This window comes from Alteromonas sp. ABH4_453 (assembly GCF_056160665.1).
Map to the genome: position 1 here is coordinate 453,506 of NZ_JBSWXP010000001.1, position 17,504 is coordinate 471,009.

13 protein-coding genes are annotated in these 17,504 nt (G+C 46.9%); all 13 read right to left on the minus strand.

Annotated features, from left to right (window positions below):
* Window positions 1-27: 27 nt before the first annotated feature.
* A complete protein-coding gene (locus ACXAGV_RS01935) occupies window positions 28-1,935 on the minus strand; it encodes a methyl-accepting chemotaxis protein (RefSeq protein WP_474871404.1) in 1,908 nt (635 codons plus the stop codon).
* A 375-nt stretch (window positions 1,936-2,310) separates the two neighbouring features.
* Window positions 2,311-2,691: an 8-oxo-dGTP diphosphatase MutT gene (mutT, locus tag ACXAGV_RS01940; RefSeq protein ID WP_474871406.1), complete on the minus strand. Its 381-nt coding sequence runs from the start codon at window positions 2,689-2,691 to the stop codon at window positions 2,311-2,313.
* Entirely contained in the window at window positions 2,691-5,399 is a 2,709-nt protein-coding gene (gene secA, locus ACXAGV_RS01945; RefSeq protein WP_474871408.1) for a preprotein translocase subunit SecA, read from the minus strand. Before secA ends, mutT begins: the two co-directional genes overlap by 1 nt.
* Window positions 5,400-5,577: 178 nt before the next feature.
* The gene (locus tag ACXAGV_RS01950) at window positions 5,578-6,456 is read right to left on the minus strand and encodes a peptidoglycan DD-metalloendopeptidase family protein (RefSeq protein WP_461851567.1); all 879 of its coding nucleotides are present in this window, start codon (window positions 6,454-6,456) and stop codon (window positions 5,578-5,580) included.
* 208 nt (window positions 6,457-6,664) lie between these two features.
* Window positions 6,665-7,576, minus strand: a complete 912-nt coding sequence (lpxC, locus tag ACXAGV_RS01955; RefSeq protein WP_334056746.1) for a UDP-3-O-acyl-N-acetylglucosamine deacetylase — start codon at window positions 7,574-7,576, stop codon at window positions 6,665-6,667.
* A 213-nt stretch (window positions 7,577-7,789) separates the two neighbouring features.
* On the minus strand, window positions 7,790-8,956 hold the full coding sequence (gene ftsZ, locus ACXAGV_RS01960; RefSeq protein ID WP_474871411.1) for a cell division protein FtsZ: 1,167 nt from the start codon (window positions 8,954-8,956) through the stop codon (window positions 7,790-7,792).
* A 108-nt stretch (window positions 8,957-9,064) separates the two neighbouring features.
* Window positions 9,065-10,294, minus strand: a complete 1,230-nt coding sequence (gene ftsA / locus ACXAGV_RS01965; RefSeq protein WP_014980043.1) for a cell division protein FtsA — start codon at window positions 10,292-10,294, stop codon at window positions 9,065-9,067.
* Between the two features lie 7 nt (window positions 10,295-10,301).
* Window positions 10,302-11,072 carry a cell division protein FtsQ/DivIB gene (locus tag ACXAGV_RS01970; RefSeq protein WP_168476786.1) on the minus strand — a complete coding sequence of 257 codons (771 nt, stop codon included), beginning with the start codon at window positions 11,070-11,072 and terminating at the stop codon, window positions 10,302-10,304.
* Between the two features lie 2 nt (window positions 11,073-11,074).
* Window positions 11,075-12,058: a D-alanine--D-alanine ligase gene (locus ACXAGV_RS01975; RefSeq protein WP_474871413.1), complete on the minus strand. Its 984-nt coding sequence runs from the start codon at window positions 12,056-12,058 to the stop codon at window positions 11,075-11,077.
* 1 nt (window position 12,059) lies between these two features.
* Window positions 12,060-13,505 (minus strand): UDP-N-acetylmuramate--L-alanine ligase, encoded by a 1,446-nt coding sequence (murC, locus tag ACXAGV_RS01980; RefSeq protein ID WP_474871415.1) that lies wholly within the window; start codon window positions 13,503-13,505, stop codon window positions 12,060-12,062.
* Window positions 13,505-14,623: an undecaprenyldiphospho-muramoylpentapeptide beta-N-acetylglucosaminyltransferase gene (murG, locus tag ACXAGV_RS01985; RefSeq protein ID WP_474871417.1), complete on the minus strand. Its 1,119-nt coding sequence runs from the start codon at window positions 14,621-14,623 to the stop codon at window positions 13,505-13,507. Before murG ends, murC begins: the two co-directional genes overlap by 1 nt.
* The gene (gene ftsW, locus ACXAGV_RS01990; protein ID WP_474871419.1) at window positions 14,616-16,040 is read right to left on the minus strand and encodes a cell division protein FtsW; all 1,425 of its coding nucleotides are present in this window, start codon (window positions 16,038-16,040) and stop codon (window positions 14,616-14,618) included. Before ftsW ends, murG begins: the two co-directional genes overlap by 8 nt.
* Window positions 16,037-17,488 carry a UDP-N-acetylmuramoyl-L-alanine--D-glutamate ligase gene (murD, locus tag ACXAGV_RS01995; RefSeq protein ID WP_474871421.1) on the minus strand — a complete coding sequence of 484 codons (1,452 nt, stop codon included), beginning with the start codon at window positions 17,486-17,488 and terminating at the stop codon, window positions 16,037-16,039. Before murD ends, ftsW begins: the two co-directional genes overlap by 4 nt.
* Window positions 17,489-17,504: the final 16 nt, after the last annotated feature.

Here is a 17,504-nt window from a genome sequence, read left to right on the forward strand (position 1 = left end):
GAAAGACTCCTCTGACAAGGTGAACCGTTAGCCGTTTTGCATTTCATCTGCTACCGAGGCAATTTCTTCGATAGATTTTGCAAGGATTTCCATGCCTTTACTCTGTTGCTCAGCTGCATTGAGTGCTTGCTGACAGTTGCTGCTTGCCTGCTCGTTGGCAGCGGCTATCTGTTCGAGGCCTTTCTGAGCTTGTGTTACGCCTGCAGCAATTTCCTCACCGCGATCCTTCATCGCTTGGTTATACTCCACTACCTCTGAAATATCGGCGGCTACCCTTTCAACGTCTTTGGTTGTTTGTACCGCCTTCATCACTTCTCGTGATGCGCTTTCAGCTACGTTGGTTAGGTCCGTTTTAACACTAACCGTTTGGTCTTGAATGGCTTTTATGAGGTCTTTTATTTGTTCTACATTTTCGGCTGCTTCGTCGGCTAAGCTTTGAATGTCAGCTGAAACAACCGCAAAACCTTTACCATACTCACCCGCTCTCGCTGCCTCGACAGCGCCATTTACCGCGAGCATGCTGGTTTTAACCGAAACCGTTGTAATAGTATCGATGACCTTGTCAATTTGGCGAGTCATGGATTCCATCTCGTTAATAGCACTTACATTCTCTTTACTGGTTTCAAGTGCTAAATTGATACCACCTACCATGCCTTCGATAAGGGCACGGTTCTCTTTCAAGAGTGCCGTTATTGCATTACCTTTTTCTAGTGCTACATCGCACTGAGATGACGCCCTATCAACACCCTCACGCAATAAGTCAATATTACCGACGGCTTGATCTACCGAACTCGCTGCTTGTTGCGACCCATTGTTCACCTGAGTTAGCGCTGTCATAATCTCGCCAGAGGAGCGATTAATCTCTTCTAGCGTTGCCGATAATTCCTCTGCAGAAGATGCCACTTCTTCAGCGCTTTTATTTATATCGGTGCTATTTTTTAACTCTTCGGTTATAAGCTCTAACGACTGAGCTGCTTGTTCCGCCTGTGATAATGCAACGCTCTGTTCAGATACGTTGGAAGATACTTCTTGCGCTGCCGTAGATTGTTCATCCGCTGCGCAAGAGATAGTTTCAGAGCCTTGTTGAATTTCTTTGGCTGCGCCATCCATCGATTTAACTTGTGCTTGAAGCTCTTCAGCTCCATCAGCAATCGATTTCATATCATCTTTGATAGTGACTAATTGCTCGGTAACAGCTTCACCTTTAGTAACCTCTTCAAGTGCGGCTTCTGATGAAGACTTAACAGCATCAGATACTAGATTTGATTGTTCCTGAATTTTTTCAATTTGCTTAGCGATGTCGGCAGCGCTTTTGTCAGACACCTCAGCGAGGGCACGCACCGTGTCAGCCACTACAGCAAAGCCCTTACCATGCTTACCGGCACGACCGGCTTCGATAGCAGCATTAAGGGCAAGAAGATTGGTTTGATCAGCAATGCGCGTTACTTGTTTAACGGCCTCGCCAATGTTAGAAGCCTGTTGTTCTAACTCGCTCATCATCACGACCGAACGAGATTGATGTTCTGAAGCCGTTTTAACGCTGGTCATCATGGTGCCCAGATCTCCGACTACACGTTCTAAAAACGTTTGTAGTTCATTGGTTTTATCCATGGTTGCGCCTGCAAGCTCAAGCTGCGCAACCAGGCCGCCCGATATTTGCGTCACAGCCGCTAAGCTTTCTTGGCTGGCACTACTTGATTCCTCAGCCCCCGCCGCTATCTCGTTTACCGCAGTTGATAGTTGATCTGTTGCGCTAGAAGCTTGATTCACACCGCTAACTAATTCGGTCGTAGCGGATGCCACACGCTCCGCGGCTTGTTGCTGCCTTGCCAGCGTTCGTGCTTTTCGGCGCTGCTCTTCAGCTTCTTTTCTCATTTTCGCATCCACTTGAACGGTAGGTGCAGCGACTGGGTCTGATGTTTTCTTGAGCGCCATAGTTAACCTCGATATATAGATGGCAATAAATCACCTGTTAAATATCGGTTAAAATTCACCCCCTTCAAGTATAAATCAGAATACGTTTATATGAAGATGAGTACGCAACACAACCACTTACACCTGCCAACCAAAAAATGTCACGAATGTCTCAAATGCCGTTAACAACTATTGTTTATATAAAAACAAAAGCTTATATATCAGAAAGTGTGCAAGGCGAGAATGGCAATTTTGTCAAAGTACAAAAGTCTAATAACCTGGCTAGAGGCGTGATTTTTTTCGAAGAGAGAATGTTTGAAAATGAGGAGTTTATACTTCGGTATAATAAAAAAGCGGCCAATTGGCCGCTTTGATTTGTAGCTATTTAGATCGCATTCACCGCAGTGCGCTAATAATAGGAACGTTAGCTTCTGGAAAGTCAGAGGCGTTAAGTGCTTTCACATTTACCCATCGAGATTGTTGACCTTCTTTGCCATGGGGCTCGCCGGTAAAATCACACACTCGATGAACATCTAGTTTAACTTGCTTGTCGCCATAATCATGGGTGATCACAATCACAGGCTCGCTGCGGTTCACAATAATCCCAACTTCTTCAGCAAGCTCTCGCTTCAGCGCCTGGAGAACGGTTTCACCCTCTTCCACTTTGCCGCCAGGAAACTCCCATTTTCCGCCTTGGTGAACGTTGTCTGGGCGAAGGGTAATAAAAATTTCATCGCCGCGGGCGATAACGCCCACAGCAACATGTACAACTTTCATTACTTAAGCTTACCGTGACACTGCTTATACTTTTTACCAGAGCCACACGGACATGGGTCGTTACGGCCTACTTTCGCGCCTTCGCGAACTTGGGTACGTACTTTGTCACTTGCTTCTTCAGGCGTCGCACTCGCTTCTTCGTGCTCAAAGTTCTTAGGCACATCGTCAGCTTGACGACGTTGCTCTTCTACTTTTTGCACGTCTTCTTCAGCTTGTACTTTTACACGCGCAAGAATAGTGATTACTTCAACTTTAAGCGCTTCTAGCATTTGCGAGAACAAGGCAAATGACTCACGCTTGTATTCTTGCTTAGGGTTCTTCTGCGCATAGCCACGTAGGTGAATACCTTGGCGTAGGTGATCCATTGCTGCCAAATGCTCTTTCCAGTGGCTGTCTAGGTTTTGAAGCATTACCGCTTTTTCAAACTGGCGTAGTACTTGTTCACCTACCACTTCTTCTTTTTGCTTATAAGCGTCAACGACTTCGCCAAGAATGCGCTCGCGAAGCTTCTCTTCGTAAAGCTTGTCGTCGTTTTCAAGCCAAGTCTTGATTGGCAAGTCTACGGCGAAGTCGGCTCGCATGCGCTCTTCAAGGCCGCTTACATCCCACATTTCTTCAAGAGATTGTGGCGGAATGTACTCATCGACAACGCTTGAGATAACATCTTCACGAATAGCTGCGATAGTCTCGCTAATATCACCTTCATCTAGAAGCTCATTACGCTGCTCGTAAATAACTTTACGCTGGTCGTTGGCTACATCATCGTATTCAAGCAACTGCTTACGAATATCGAAGTTACGGCCTTCTACCTTGCGCTGTGCATTTTCAATGGCGCGCGTTACCCATGGGTGCTCAATAGCTTCACCACGCTCCATACCCAAACGCTTCATCATATTGCCCATTTTTTCAGAGGCAAAGATACGCATTAGTGCATCGTCTAATGACAGGTAGAAACGGCTTGAACCTGGGTCACCCTGACGGCCCGAACGACCGCGAAGCTGGTTATCGATACGGCGAGACTCGTGACGCTCTGTACCAATAATGTGTAAACCGCCTGAGGCAAGCACAGCGTCATGGCTTTCTTTCCATTCGCCTTTGATCTTCTCGATTTGCGCTTCAGTTGGATTTTCAATTTTCTCTACTTCTGCCTGCCAGTTACCACCTAACACGATATCGGTACCACGGCCTGCCATGTTAGTCGCAATCGTAACCGCACCTGGCTTACCAGCCTGAGCAACGATATCCGCTTCGTGTTCGTGGAACTTAGCGTTAAGTACCTTATGAGGAATTTTCGACTTCTTAAGAATGCGAGAAATAAGTTCTGAGTTTTCGATAGACACCGTACCCACAAGCGCAGGTTGCCCGCGTTTTACGCACTCTTTAATGTCTTCAACAATGGCTTCGTATTTTTCTTCTGCCGTTAGGTAGATAAGGTCAGCCATATCTTTACGCTGCATAGGGCGGTTGGTTGGGATAACTACCGTTTCTAAACCGTAAATATGGTTAAATTCGAAGGCTTCTGTATCTGCTGTACCTGTCATACCCGCAAGCTTGTTATACAAGCGGAAGTAATTCTGGAAGGTAATTGACGCAAGGGTTTGGTTTTCGTTTTGAATACGAACCCCTTCTTTCGCTTCTACTGCCTGGTGTAAGCCTTCAGACCAGCGACGGCCTTCCATCGTACGACCGGTGTGCTCGTCAACAATAACGATTTGATCTTCTTTAACGATGTAATCTACGTCTTTCGCGAACAGCTTGTGCGCACGAAGCGCAGCGTTAATATGGTGAAGCAGTGAGATATTACCAGCAGCGAACAGCGACTCACCTTCAGGCAATAAGCCTTCTTCGTGAAGTATGTCTTCAACGTGTAACTGACCGCGCTCGGTAAGGTGAATTTGCTTTGCTTTAAGGTCAATCGTGTAGTCACCATCGCCCTCTTGGCCTTCTTCATCTTCTTTTTCTTGCTGAACAAGCTTAGGAATGATGACGTTAATACGGCGATATAACTCTGAGCTATCTTCCGCCTGGCCAGAAATAATAAGTGGCGTACGGGCTTCGTCGATAAGGATGGAGTCAACTTCATCCACTACGGCATAGTTAAGCGGGCGCTGAACACGATCTTGAGGGCTAAATGCCATATTGTCGCGCAGGTAATCAAAACCAAACTCGTTGTTGGTTCCATAGGTAACGTCTGCTTGGTAAGCGTCGCGCTTTTGTTCAGGTGACATGCCCGGTACGTTGCAGCCTACACGCATACCTAAAAACATGAATAACTGATTGCTCCACTCAGCATCACGACGCGCCAGGTAGTCGTTCACGGTAACAACGTGAACACCTTTACCTGATAAGGCATTAAGATAAGTTGGCAAAGTAGCCGTAAGGGTTTTACCTTCACCGGTACGCATTTCCGAAATTTTGCCTTCGTGCAGTACTTGACCGCCAAGCATTTGCACGTCGAAGTGACGCATACCGTAAACACGTTTACTGGCTTCACGTACCGTAGCAAAGGCTTCAATAAGGATGCTATCCAGGCTTTCACCTTTTTCGATACGGGCTTTAAATTCGTCTGTCTTAGCCTTTAGCGCCTCATCGGAAAGCTTTTCAAATTCTGCTTCCAGTGCATTAATGGCATCTACGTTTTTGCGTAATTTTTTTAATAATCGGTCGTTTCTACTACCGAATACTTTTCGAAGGATGCTTGAAAACATTAGCTTTTATATTCCACTACTTGTCGAGGCGCCGCACATCGTGCACAGCTAAATTAAACGTATAAAACACAATATTAAATGCGTTGTGTTCTGCGATGTTCTTAAATTATGCTTCTTCGCTTCAAATGACCTAACTAACAAGGCATCATCAACGAGAATTACCTGGCTGCTACCTTGTCTACTTTTTGTAAACGAAAGGCAGAGGATCGATTGGTTTTCCGTTTCTTATTACTTCGTAGTGGACATGAACGCCAGTTGAGCGCCCCGTATTGCCCATTTTTGCAATTGGCTCCCCTTTGGTCACCACATCGCCTATTGAAACAGTAAGGGTGTCGTTATGCCCATAGCGGGTAACATAGCCATCACCGTGATCAATTTCTACTAGTTGGCCATAGCCATAGCGCTCACCCGCCCAGGTCACAATACCTGCGGCGGTCGCTACTACGTTTTCTCCTGCTTTACCTGCGAAGTCTAGCCCTTTATGCATGGTAGGTTCGCCGGTAAACGGGTCGGCCCGCATACCATAATAAGAAGACAACCACCCTGACTCTATCGGACGACCAGATAATTGGCTCTGTTCGTTGATATGGTGACCCCTTACCAAACTTTCAAGCATAGACAACTGTTGAGACTTCAAATCGAGTGATTGCTCTAGTTTGGCTATTTCGTGAAGGATGGGATCGTCTTGAAGGTTATCCGGTATCGATACCGGTACGAAAGCGTCCAGGTCAGCCGCTGACATACCTAATTCTGTTGCGATTTGCTTGCCCTTCTCGTCAAGTAGCGACGCCTGAGCAGACAACTCTGCAACATGAGAAAGCAAGGCTTTTAGTTTTATCGTGGTTTGTTGTTTTAGCGCTTCAACGTCTTTTTGTTTTTCGCTGACTTCAGTTTGCGCTAAACGAACCCGTGCAACATCTTCCGACACAGATTCAGTAGAACGGCTCGACACTAGCATAAAAATAGACGAGAGCACGGTCGCGCTCACGAGCGTACGGACACTAATGCTGTGCCTGTAACGTTTGTTTTTACCTGCTAATGTGATTGTTAATTTCATACCACGAAGAAAATTGCTGTTTCACGCCATTCTTTTTCATATTACTTTATAACACTATGAATGTGTTTTTAGCCAAAGGCGACAACCTTCAACTTATGTTTTTTTGTCAAATGGGTGAAATTTATATTAATTATTCGGCTACTGTATCATTTATTACAGTAATTGCCATATGAAAAAAAGCCGCCCGTTAGGCGGCTTTTCTAAATTTCTACGCTAACGCCGGTTGAGCGTAGCGAATTGGTGCCGTTTCCTGCGAGTCGTAGGTCACAAACTCCCAACACTCTTTCTGTGCCAAAACGGCATTTAAAAGTTTGTTGTTAAGGCCGTGCCCAGTTTTATAAGCACGCAGCTCACCAATTAAACTATGACCGCCAAGGTATAAATCACCAATGGCGTCCAAAATTTTGTGCTTTAAGAATTCATCATCGTAGCGTAACCCTTCAGGGTTAAGTACGCGGAACTCATCTAGCGCCACAGCATTTTCCATGCTTCCACCAAGCGCTAGATTATTAGCGTTCATATACTCTAAATCGCTCATGAAGCCGAAGGTACGAGCACGGCTTACCTCATTAACATACGAGCATGAATCAAAGTCCATAACCATGTGCTGACGAGTTTGACTGATCACAGGGTGGTCAAAGTCGATTTGAAAATCAACACGGAAGCCATCGTAAGGTACTAATTCGGCCCACTTATCGCCATCTTCAACACGAACTGGCTTTTTAATACGAATAAACTGCTTAGGCGCGTTTAATTCTTCAACACCTGCAGATTGAAGTAAGAATACGAACGGGCTAGCACTTCCGTCCATAATTGGCAGCTCGTTACTGTCTACTTCAACAATGATGTTGTCGATACCTAAACCCGCAAGCGCAGACGCTAAGTGCTCTACCGTTTGGATAGTTACACCGTCTTCGTTGTTTAGGCACGTACACAGCATGGTATTACCTACCGCGTTCGCACGCGAAGGTATGTCAACATGTGGTTCAAGGTCAACACGCCTAAACACGATACCCGTGTTTGCTGGCGCAGGTCGGAGAGTCATTGTGACCTTTTCCCCTTTATGAAGCCCAATTCCGGTCTCTTGTACCGATTGCTTGATTGTACGTTGTCTAATCATCTGCTTAAGCTTTTACCTGTTAAAAAAGCGGGCGCGAATTATAGTGAGTTATTACTCACATGTCAAAAAACACCCGTTCTGGCAGGTTTCACCCTGTCAGATTACGCATTTTTTCACCCTATCCACGCGAAATTTATCACGTTGTGTAAATACACCTTACTAAGTAAGACAACACAAACGTAAAATAATTCCCTTCCGTTTCAGGCAGCTAAATTAGTCTGCCTGCTTACGAAGAAATGCAGGAATATCTAAATATTCCAAATCATTTTCTGGCTGTGCACTGTCGTCGGCCTTTAGCGCCTGATTGCCCTCTGTACCGCCTACTGCAGAACGTGGTTCACTTGATTGCGTGTTACCGTATTCTTTTGCAGGCTGTGTTAGGCGAGAGCCTTCTGAGCTTACTAGCGAAATGTCAGGCTTGCGCTCTGCGCCAATACCGGTTGCTACAACCGTTACGCGAAGCTCGTCTGTCATTTCCATATCGATAACTGTACCCACAACCACTGTGGCGTTCTCTGAGGCAAACGCTTTAACGGCGTTACCCACAGTTTCAAACTCGTCGATAGCGAAATCTGGACCCGCAGTGATATTTACAAGAATACCGCGCGCGCCTGACAAATCGATATCTTCAAGAAGCGGGCTGGCAATCGCGGATTCAGCAGCTTCTTCAGCTCGGTCTGGACCGCTTGCAGCGCCACTACCCATCATCGCTTTACCCATCTCAGACATAACGGTGCGTACGTCTGCAAAGTCAACGTTAATTAGACCAGGACGGGTAATCAGTTCTGCAATACCTTGAACTGCACCACGTAACACATCGTTTGCAGCGCTAAACGCTTGTAGAAGCGGCGTGCCTGGGCCCATTACTTTAAGTAGCTTTTCATTAGGAATGGTAATTAGCGAGTCAACGTTGTTAGACAACTCAACAATGCCCTGTTCCGCAAACGAGGTGCGTTTTTTACCTTCAAATGGGAATGGCTTGGTAACTACTGCTACCGTAAGAATGCCCATTTCACGCGCAATCTTTGCCACTTCTGGCGCTGCGCCCGTCCCTGTACCACCGCCCATACCGGCAGTGATGAAAACCATATCAGCACCGTCTAGCGCCTGACGAATGGTTTCTCTGTCTTCTTGTGCTGCTTCACGACCAATGTTCGGATCAGCACCCGCACCTAACCCTTTTGTTACACTTGAGCCAATTTGAAGTGTAACGTCTGCACTTGAGCTGCGAAGCACCTGTGCATCGGTGTTAACTGCGATAAATTCTACGCCTTCAATGCTTTGAGACACCATGTGCTCAACGGCATTGCCGCCGCCGCCACCGACACCGATGACTTTGATTACGGCTTCTTCGCCGTGACTATCCATTAATTCGAACATACTTACTCTCCGGTTGTACGTCTTTTAAACACTACGCCAGGTCATTCCCTTAGGCTAATTGCTTCCTGCTAGCCTTAATGCCGTAGCTATAGCGCCCCCAAAATAAAATTAAAATTCACCTTTAAACCAGCTTTGCACGCGATGAAATAAGCTTTCACCGGTCTTCTGCGTACTGGACTTCTTATTGTCAGATTGTACTTTGCCATATTGCAGCAGTCCGACGACTGTCGCAAATCCAGCGTCATCAACGTATTCAGACAAGCCTTTTACGTTGATGGGTTTGCCCACGCGCACGGGCATCTGGAAAAGTTCTTCGGCAAATTCCACGGCACCTTCCATCTTAGCGGTACCGCCTGTAAGCACAAGGCCTGCAGCGATTTGCTCTTCCAGACCGCTGGCACGAATTTCATCATGTACCAGCTCAAAAAGCTCTTGATAGCGAGGTTCAATTACCTCAGCTAACGTATGACGAGACATGACTCTAGCTGGGCGGCCGCCTACGCTAGGCACTTCAATGCTGTCTTCCATACTCACCATATCTTTCAATGCACAGGCGTAATTCACCTTGATTTCTTCTGCATTGCTAATAGGCGTTCTAAATATTTTAGCGATGTCGCTAGTAATTTGATTACCCGCAACCGGTATTACCGCCGTGTGGCGAATAGCGCCATCGGTGTAGATAACCATATCCATAGTACCACCACCGATATCAACCACACATACGCCAAGCTCGCGCTCGTCGTCAGTGAGTACCGCATAACTTGATGCCAATGCTGAAAAGATCAGCTGATCGGCATTAAGTTCACAACGCTCAACACACTTCACCATGTTTTTCGCCATATCGTCGGCACAGGTAATAATGTGAGCATCCGCTTCCATTCTTACTCCTGACATGCCGATAGGGTTCTTAATTCCTTCCTGCACATCTATAGTAAATTCTTGTGGTAACACGTGTAGTAGTCGACGTTCTGCTGCAATTGGCACACTGCGCGCTGCATGAATAACGTTATCTACGTCTTCTTGTGTTACTTCCTGATTGTTAATCGGTACCATGCCATTTTCATTTTGGCACTTAACGTGTCGTCCCGAGATAGACATAAAAACTGAAGACACACGGCAATCTGCCATTAACTCCATCTCGTTTACTGCACGCTGGACAGATTTAACCACCAGGTTCAAATCGTTAACGCCGCCTTTATCCATACCTTTCGATGCATGGGTGCCCACGCCAACAATACTGATTTGATCATCTTCTAGTAATTCACCCACCACAGCCTTTACCTGGCTGGTGCCGATATCTAGTCCTACAATCAAATTGCGTTCAGCAGGTTTTGACATGGTTTCCTTAACTCTCTTCATCTGTGGCGCTGTCGTCTTTCCATCCGACTGCTACGCCCGTGTCATAGCGAAGGTCGACGTATTTCACCGCCTTCTCTTGTTGCGCCAGAAGTGGATAAACATCAATAAAGCGTTGTAGCCTATCGATAAACTCCTGACGTCCTAAATTCAATTTGATGCCGTTTTTTAACTGCACCTGCCATGCAAATCGTTCGCTTAAGGATAATTCTTCTAACGTCATATCCGTCGTCGCAATCAACGCGTGCATGGCGTTGTAGCCTTCAAGGGCGGTTTTTTCACTGCCACCCGGGCCGTAAAGGCGCGGTAAGTCTAACTTCACGCCTTCGTCGTTAAACGTATCGCCATAAGGGTTTAACAACAAATCTTCATTCCATTGCGCAACTGGCTGCTGCTCAACCAAATAAATTTTTAACGTATTTGGCCATTTCTTTCTTACTGACGCGCGATAAACCCAAGGCTGCGCTTCAACAAGCTCAAATACTTCGTTGACATCAAGCGCGAAAAAGCTTCCAGGCTGTGCCTTGCGTATTAACCGCTCTAGCTTGGTAATATCGATGTGCTGATAATCACCAGAAAAATCGATAACCTGCACCGGCATTTGCTGTTCATCCTGCAAATACTGGTTTGCTTTCAGTCCACCAAATACTAACCCTGCAATAACAAACAGTAAGAAAGCGACGCCGCCCCACACTGCTGTTTTACTTTTGCCGCTCTTTGCAGAAGCGGGCTTACCTTGATTAGTATTGGTATCTGCCACGTTTACGCCTTGTTTGCAACGTCATCAAAACTGGTAGAAAGAATACTTAGTACCAGTTCATCAAAAGTTAATCCTGCAACTTTGGCTGCCTTAGGCACCAAACTTTTTTCTGTCATGCCAGGCACTGTGTTCGCCTCTAGCAAATAAAACTGCCTTTGGTTGTCTTGCATAACGTCAATTCTACCCCAGCCGCTGCCAGAAATAGCATCAAAAGCACGGGATGCTAATTTTGCTAGCTGTGCTTCTTGCTCTTCGGACAAGCCGCTCGGGCAATAGTATTCTGTTGTATTGTCCTGGTATTTCGCAGCATAATCATAGAATGTATGTGGAGTAGACATGCGAATAGACGGCAACGCCTGTCCCTGCAATACAGAAACAGTGAATTCGGGGCCATCTATATACTGCTCTAACAGGACTTGATTATCGTATTTAAAGGCGTCCTGAATGGCAGTTTCGAGCTGTTTAGCGCTTGTCACTCTCGCCATGCCAATACTCGACCCTTCTCTGGCCGGTTTTACCATGACTTCATTCCCCAATTTATCCATTATAGCGCTGCACTTACCAGCTTCAAAGTGCCTTTTATCAGCAATTTCATATTTTGCGGTGGGTAGGCCTAAACTTTGCCACACTTGCTTAGTATGAATTTTATCCATTGCCAGCGCCGAGCCTAAAACGGGGCTTCCCGTGTAGGGAATTTTTAGGAACTGGAGGGCCCCTTGCATAGAGCCATCTTCACCGCCACGACCGTGAAGCATGATAAGTGCTCTGTCGACGTTGAGGTCGATAAGGTCGGTCAATGGTCGCTCTGCTGGGTCAAACGCGAACGCATCTACGCCTTGTCGTAACAAGGCATTTAACACCGCATTGCCCGAATTAAGCGATACTTCCCGTTCGGCAGAGTCACCGCCGAGCAGCACAGCTACTTTGCCATACTCGCTCGGCGAGTGGGTTTTCTGTGAGTGAATACTTACTGAAGGTGTAAACATCTTATTCCCCTTCCTTTGCAAGTGTGAGCGGCTCAAGCGCGTGACGAGCTAAGAGCTTAGCAATTTGTCCAATATTGCCCGCGCCTTGGGTCATGACGATGTCGCCATCTTGCATGATGTTCGCCAAAATAGCTGGTAAGGCGCCTTTGTCACCTACGTATACAGGCTCTATTTGACCGCGCTGACGAATGGAGCGGCATAGCGCTTTACTGTCAGCACCTTCAATAGGCTGTTCACTGGCCGCATATACATCCAGAAGCAACAGTGCATCAACGCTCGACAGTACCTCAACAAAGTCTTCGTAAAGGTCGCGGGTACGCGTAAAGCGATGAGGCTGGTAAACCATAACCAAGCGCTTATCAGGCCAGTTTGCCCGAGCAGCAGCGATAGTCGCTCTCACTTCGGTTGGGTGGTGACCATAATCATCCACCAAACACACCTCGCCTTTACTGGTAGCAAACGTACCTAGCTGCTCGAAACGACGGCCTATGCCGCCAAAACTAGCTAGTGCGCGAATGATAGCGTCGTCATTTACGCCTTCATCCGTTGCTACCGCGATAGCAGCAAGGGCATTAAGCACATTGTGGTTACCGGTGAGGTTCAGCGTAATATCTAACGGTTCGCGTTCTGGGCGAATAACCGTAAAATTCGCTTTACCGAATGACAGTGAAACATTTTCTGCGCGATAATCATTATGTGATTCAAAACCGTAGGTCAGAATGCTTCTGCCTATACGAGGGCGAATTTCTTGAATGTTCGCATCGTCACCACATACGATGGCTTGACCATAAAACGGTAGGTTCGACAAAAAATCAACAAAGGTATCTTTCACCTTTGAGAAATCGCCGCCATAGGTATCCATGTGATCCGCTTCAATGTTCGTAACCACCGATACCATTGGCTGCAAATGAAGGAAGGACGCATCGCTCTCGTCAGCCTCGGCAATTAGATAACGACTCTTGCCTAACCGCGCGTTTGTACCGGCACTATTAAGCAAGCCACCGATAACAAACGTAGGGTCATACTCCGCTTCTGCGAAAATCGTTGAAATCAAACTGGTTGTGGTCGTTTTGCCGTGCGTACCTGCCACCGCTATACCGTGGCGAAATCGCATCAACTCAGCCAGCATTTCAGCGCGTCGAATAATCGGAATGCGCTTTTCACGAGCCACGATAATTTCTGGGTTTTGCTCATTGATGGCACTAGACACCACAATAACGTCCATGCCTTCGACATTTTCCGCACGGTGGCCTATTTTCACATCAGCGCCTAATTCGCTTAAGCGCTGTGTCATTGGCCCTTCTTGAATATCAGAGCCAGCAATTGCATAACCTTCGTTTAGCAATACTTCGGCAATACCACCCATACCGGCACCGCCGATACCAATAAAGAATATATTTTTAACCCTGCGCATTTGCGGGCTTTCAAATGGGGTTTTAAAAACCATTAGTCCCCTACTCCTACCACGCTTTTTACGTGGCTTACTACATTTTCCGTGGCATGAGTGCTTGCACATGTTTTTGCTACAGCGCCCATCTTTAAGCAGTCTTCAGGGTGTTTTATCCACTGACGCACCGCCTGCCCCAAATTTTCTTTCAATACAGATTGAGCAATCATTAGTGCCGCATTTTGCTTCACTAACGATTGCGCATTTTTTGTTTGGTGATCGTCAACCGCAAAAGGTAGCGGTACGAAAATCGCTGCACGCCCAGCAGCTGCAACCTCGCTCACCGTGAGCGCACCAGCTCTACATACAATAAAGTCTGCCCATTCATAAGCTGCGGCCATATCATCGATAAAATCACTTACATCAACTTTCGCCATATCAGCGCCCACCGACGTGTAGGCTTTGATGACACCTTCACTGTTACCTTTACCGCACTGGTGTTTTATTGATAAACCTTCTAGCACACCGCAAGTTTCTGGTACGGTTTCATTGAGAATTTGCGCGCCTAAACTGCCGCCTACAACAAGCATATTAAGACCTTGCTTATGCTCTGTGGTGTTTTCACGAGCGTCTGCGTCAATGTCCACAGATTTGGGCTTCACCTGCCAAATTTCATCACGAACAGGATTGCCCACAGTATGCACCTTAGTAGCGCCACCTGAAAATTGTTCTTTGGCATCGTCAAAGCCCAGAAGCACGCGACTTGCGAATTTACTTAGAAGCTTATTGGTCATGCCTGCCGCTGCATTTTGTTCATGCACAATAACGGGAATACCTAAGCTTTTTGCAGCAACGCCGCCAGGGCCGCTAGCGTAACCACCAAATCCGACAACGATATCAGGTTGAAGGCGCTTTATAATTCGCCTTGCAGAAAATAAGCTTTTAACTAACGCAACAGCACCTTGCAGACGCGCAGATATGCCTTTACCACGAAGCCCTTTTACCGGTATGAAATGGATAGGAATATCGTGCTTAGGCACAACTTGCGCTTCCATTCGCTCGGCGGTGCCTAGCCAATGAATGTCCCAACCTTCCTTTCGAAGCGCGTTTGCCACTGCAAGTCCTGGAAAAACATGTCCGCCTGTACCGCCAGCCATAATTAAGCAACGCTTAGCCATTATCAGCCTCCTGCGATACCCGCGCGAGTATGGCTTTAATGCCGGCTTTACCTTCATCTTCTGCACTTGATGTTTTTGCGCTAGGTTTAGCTTCAACCGTCGCTGTAGAAAAGTCTGTTTCATCTGTATTGCTCTCTACACTCGCTCCACCTTCGGCATGTCCCTCTCTAGATTGCGACGCGCCTGCAGGAATAGGCTTTTTACGACGAGCCTTGCTCATACCGGACTTGCTGTCGCCCCGGCCAATCGCCTGTACACCATCAACCCGTAATTCAAAATCGATACGAAGTAATATGGCTACTGCTACTGACATGATGATAAGTGACGAGCCGCCGTAGCTAACTAACGGCAGTGTTAACCCTTTTGTTGGCAGAATACCTGCGCTTGCACCAATATTTACCGCCGTTTGGAAACTGAACCAGATGCCTATGCTGTAAGCCATGTAACCATCAAACGCTCGCCCTTTTTCAAGTGCCTTATTTCCAATGCTCAGTGCACGCAACACCATCCACAAAATGAGGCCGAGTACTGCAAGCACACCAACAAAGCCCAGCTCTTCCGCCAAGATGGCCATAACAAAGTCAGTGTGTGCTTCGGGTAAGAATTCCAGTTTTTGCAAGCTATTGCCTAGGCCTTGCCCAAACCAGTTACCGCGGCCATAGGCCATTAAAGACTGGGTTAGCTGATAACCAGCGCCAAACGGGTCAGCCCAAGGGTCTAAAAAGGAGGTAACCCGTTTCATTCGGTATTCTTCAAACACGATAAGCGCTACAACCGCCAATATGCCTGCAAACACCAGTGCGAAGAACTGCCAAAGTCGTGCACCCGCTAAAAACAGCAAGCCAATGGTGGTGGCAAACATCACAACGACGGTACCTAAGTCTGGCTGTAGCAGTAATAGCATCGCTAACGCAAAGAACACGACAAGGGGTTTAATAAATCCTTTTAGATTTTCGGTCACTTCTTCGTAGCGGCGAACCAAATAACCCGCCAAATAGGCAAAGAAAAAGAGCTTAGCTGGCTCGGCAGCTTGAATGGTTATAGGCCCAATCGCTAACCAACGGGTACTACCATTCACGGTTCTTCCCACTACCAGTACTGCTAACAATAGCGCTATAGCCGCAAGCAGAAGATAGGGGTTTGTCATTCGCCAAAACTGCATGGGCAAATTCAGCACTACCATAGCGGCAATGATGGCCCCAACAATGTAAATACCGTGGCGAATAGCAAAATAGAAGGGGTTGTCGTGAAGCCTATCGGCCACCGGCATCGACGCCGAGGTGACGATAATAATGCCAATACTCATTAGCGCGAGCGCAATTAAGATAAGCGTCACGTCATAGGGGTGCGTTGCCGAAGGTTGTCCGTCGTGCTTCACGGCAAATAACGCGCTAAGTTTGGTAGAGGCAGCAATCATGATGTGGCCTCCACAGCGTCGTCGTTCTTACTGTGTAGATTAAGTAGGTGGTGTACATCTTGTTTAAACACGTCACCGCGATGCATATAGTTCTTAAACATATCTAAACTTGCACACGCAGGCGAAAGCAGCAAAACATCACCAGGGGCAGCAAGTCTTGTTGCTGCTTTTACGGCGTCTTTCATCGTTGCCACACGAGTTGTATGCGCAAAACTCTTTTCAAACAGGTGTGCATCTTTGCCCAAAGCAAACACGTGCGATACATATTTAGTTAGATAAGGCGAGAGGCTGGCTATATCAGCGCCTTTAGCGTCACCACCTGCAATAAGAATGAGCTTCCCTTGTATAGTCGGGGCTAACCCTTCAAGGGCAGCTACCGTGGCGCCAATGTTGGTTGCTTTGGAATCGTCGATATAGCGGATGTCGTTTACGCGGGCTATTTCCACACACCGATGTGGTGCAGATTTAAAACTGCGTAGATGTTTAACCGCAAGCGCTGGCGAGACACCTAGCTGTTGGCATATGCCTAATGCAGCCATAGTGTTTAGTACGTTGTGCATGCCCGCCAAATGAATATCGCTAAGGGCAATAAGCTTTTCACCGTTAAACGTAATAAACAGGCTTTGCTTATCGCTTGAACCGTCATTTTTATCTTCAAAAGCGGCAATTGCAAACCCTGTAGACGACTCCCCTAAACCATATTCAATGAACTCTTGTGATGCTAGCGGTTCTTCAGGCGCCACAAACTCACCGTCTCGCCACACAACCGCAGATTTCGCGTTATCAAAAATGCGATGCTTGGCATCGATATAGGCTTCAAGGGTACCGTGACGGTCTAGGTGATCATCGGAAATATTAAGCACAGTGGCAGCTTCAAGCACCAGGCTAGAGGTGGTTTCAAGTTGAAAACTTGATAGCTCCATTACTACTACATCTGCATCACTTTGTAGCGCTTCAAGTACAGGCCGGCCCACGTTACCCGCTTCAATACTTTTTACCCCACAACTTTTAAGCAGATGGTTCACTAATAAAGTAACCGTGGTTTTACCGTTAGAACCGGTTATGCCGACTACGCGCTTAGTTGGCGCAGTGCTATTTTCAGGTGTATTTAGGCGGGCAAACAGCTCAACATCGCCAATGACCTCTACTCCGCAAGATTTTGCCCAGGCAACTTGTTCAATATCAGGGGCAAGTCCTGGGCTTAACACCAAGGTGTCTACACCATCGAAGTAATCTTTACTGAGGGCATTGCAGGTGACCTTCTCTGCCATAAAAGCTTGCATGCCAGAGTCGAGATCACCATCAAGATCAGCAGGTGCAGCAAAATTAGCACGTGTATCAAACGCTTTGACCGTTGCCTGCTTTTGCAACAAAAAGCGCACGCAAGCCTGACCTGTAACACCTAGGCCACCGACTACATAACTATGCTCACGTACGTTATACGACATTACGATTTTTCTCTTT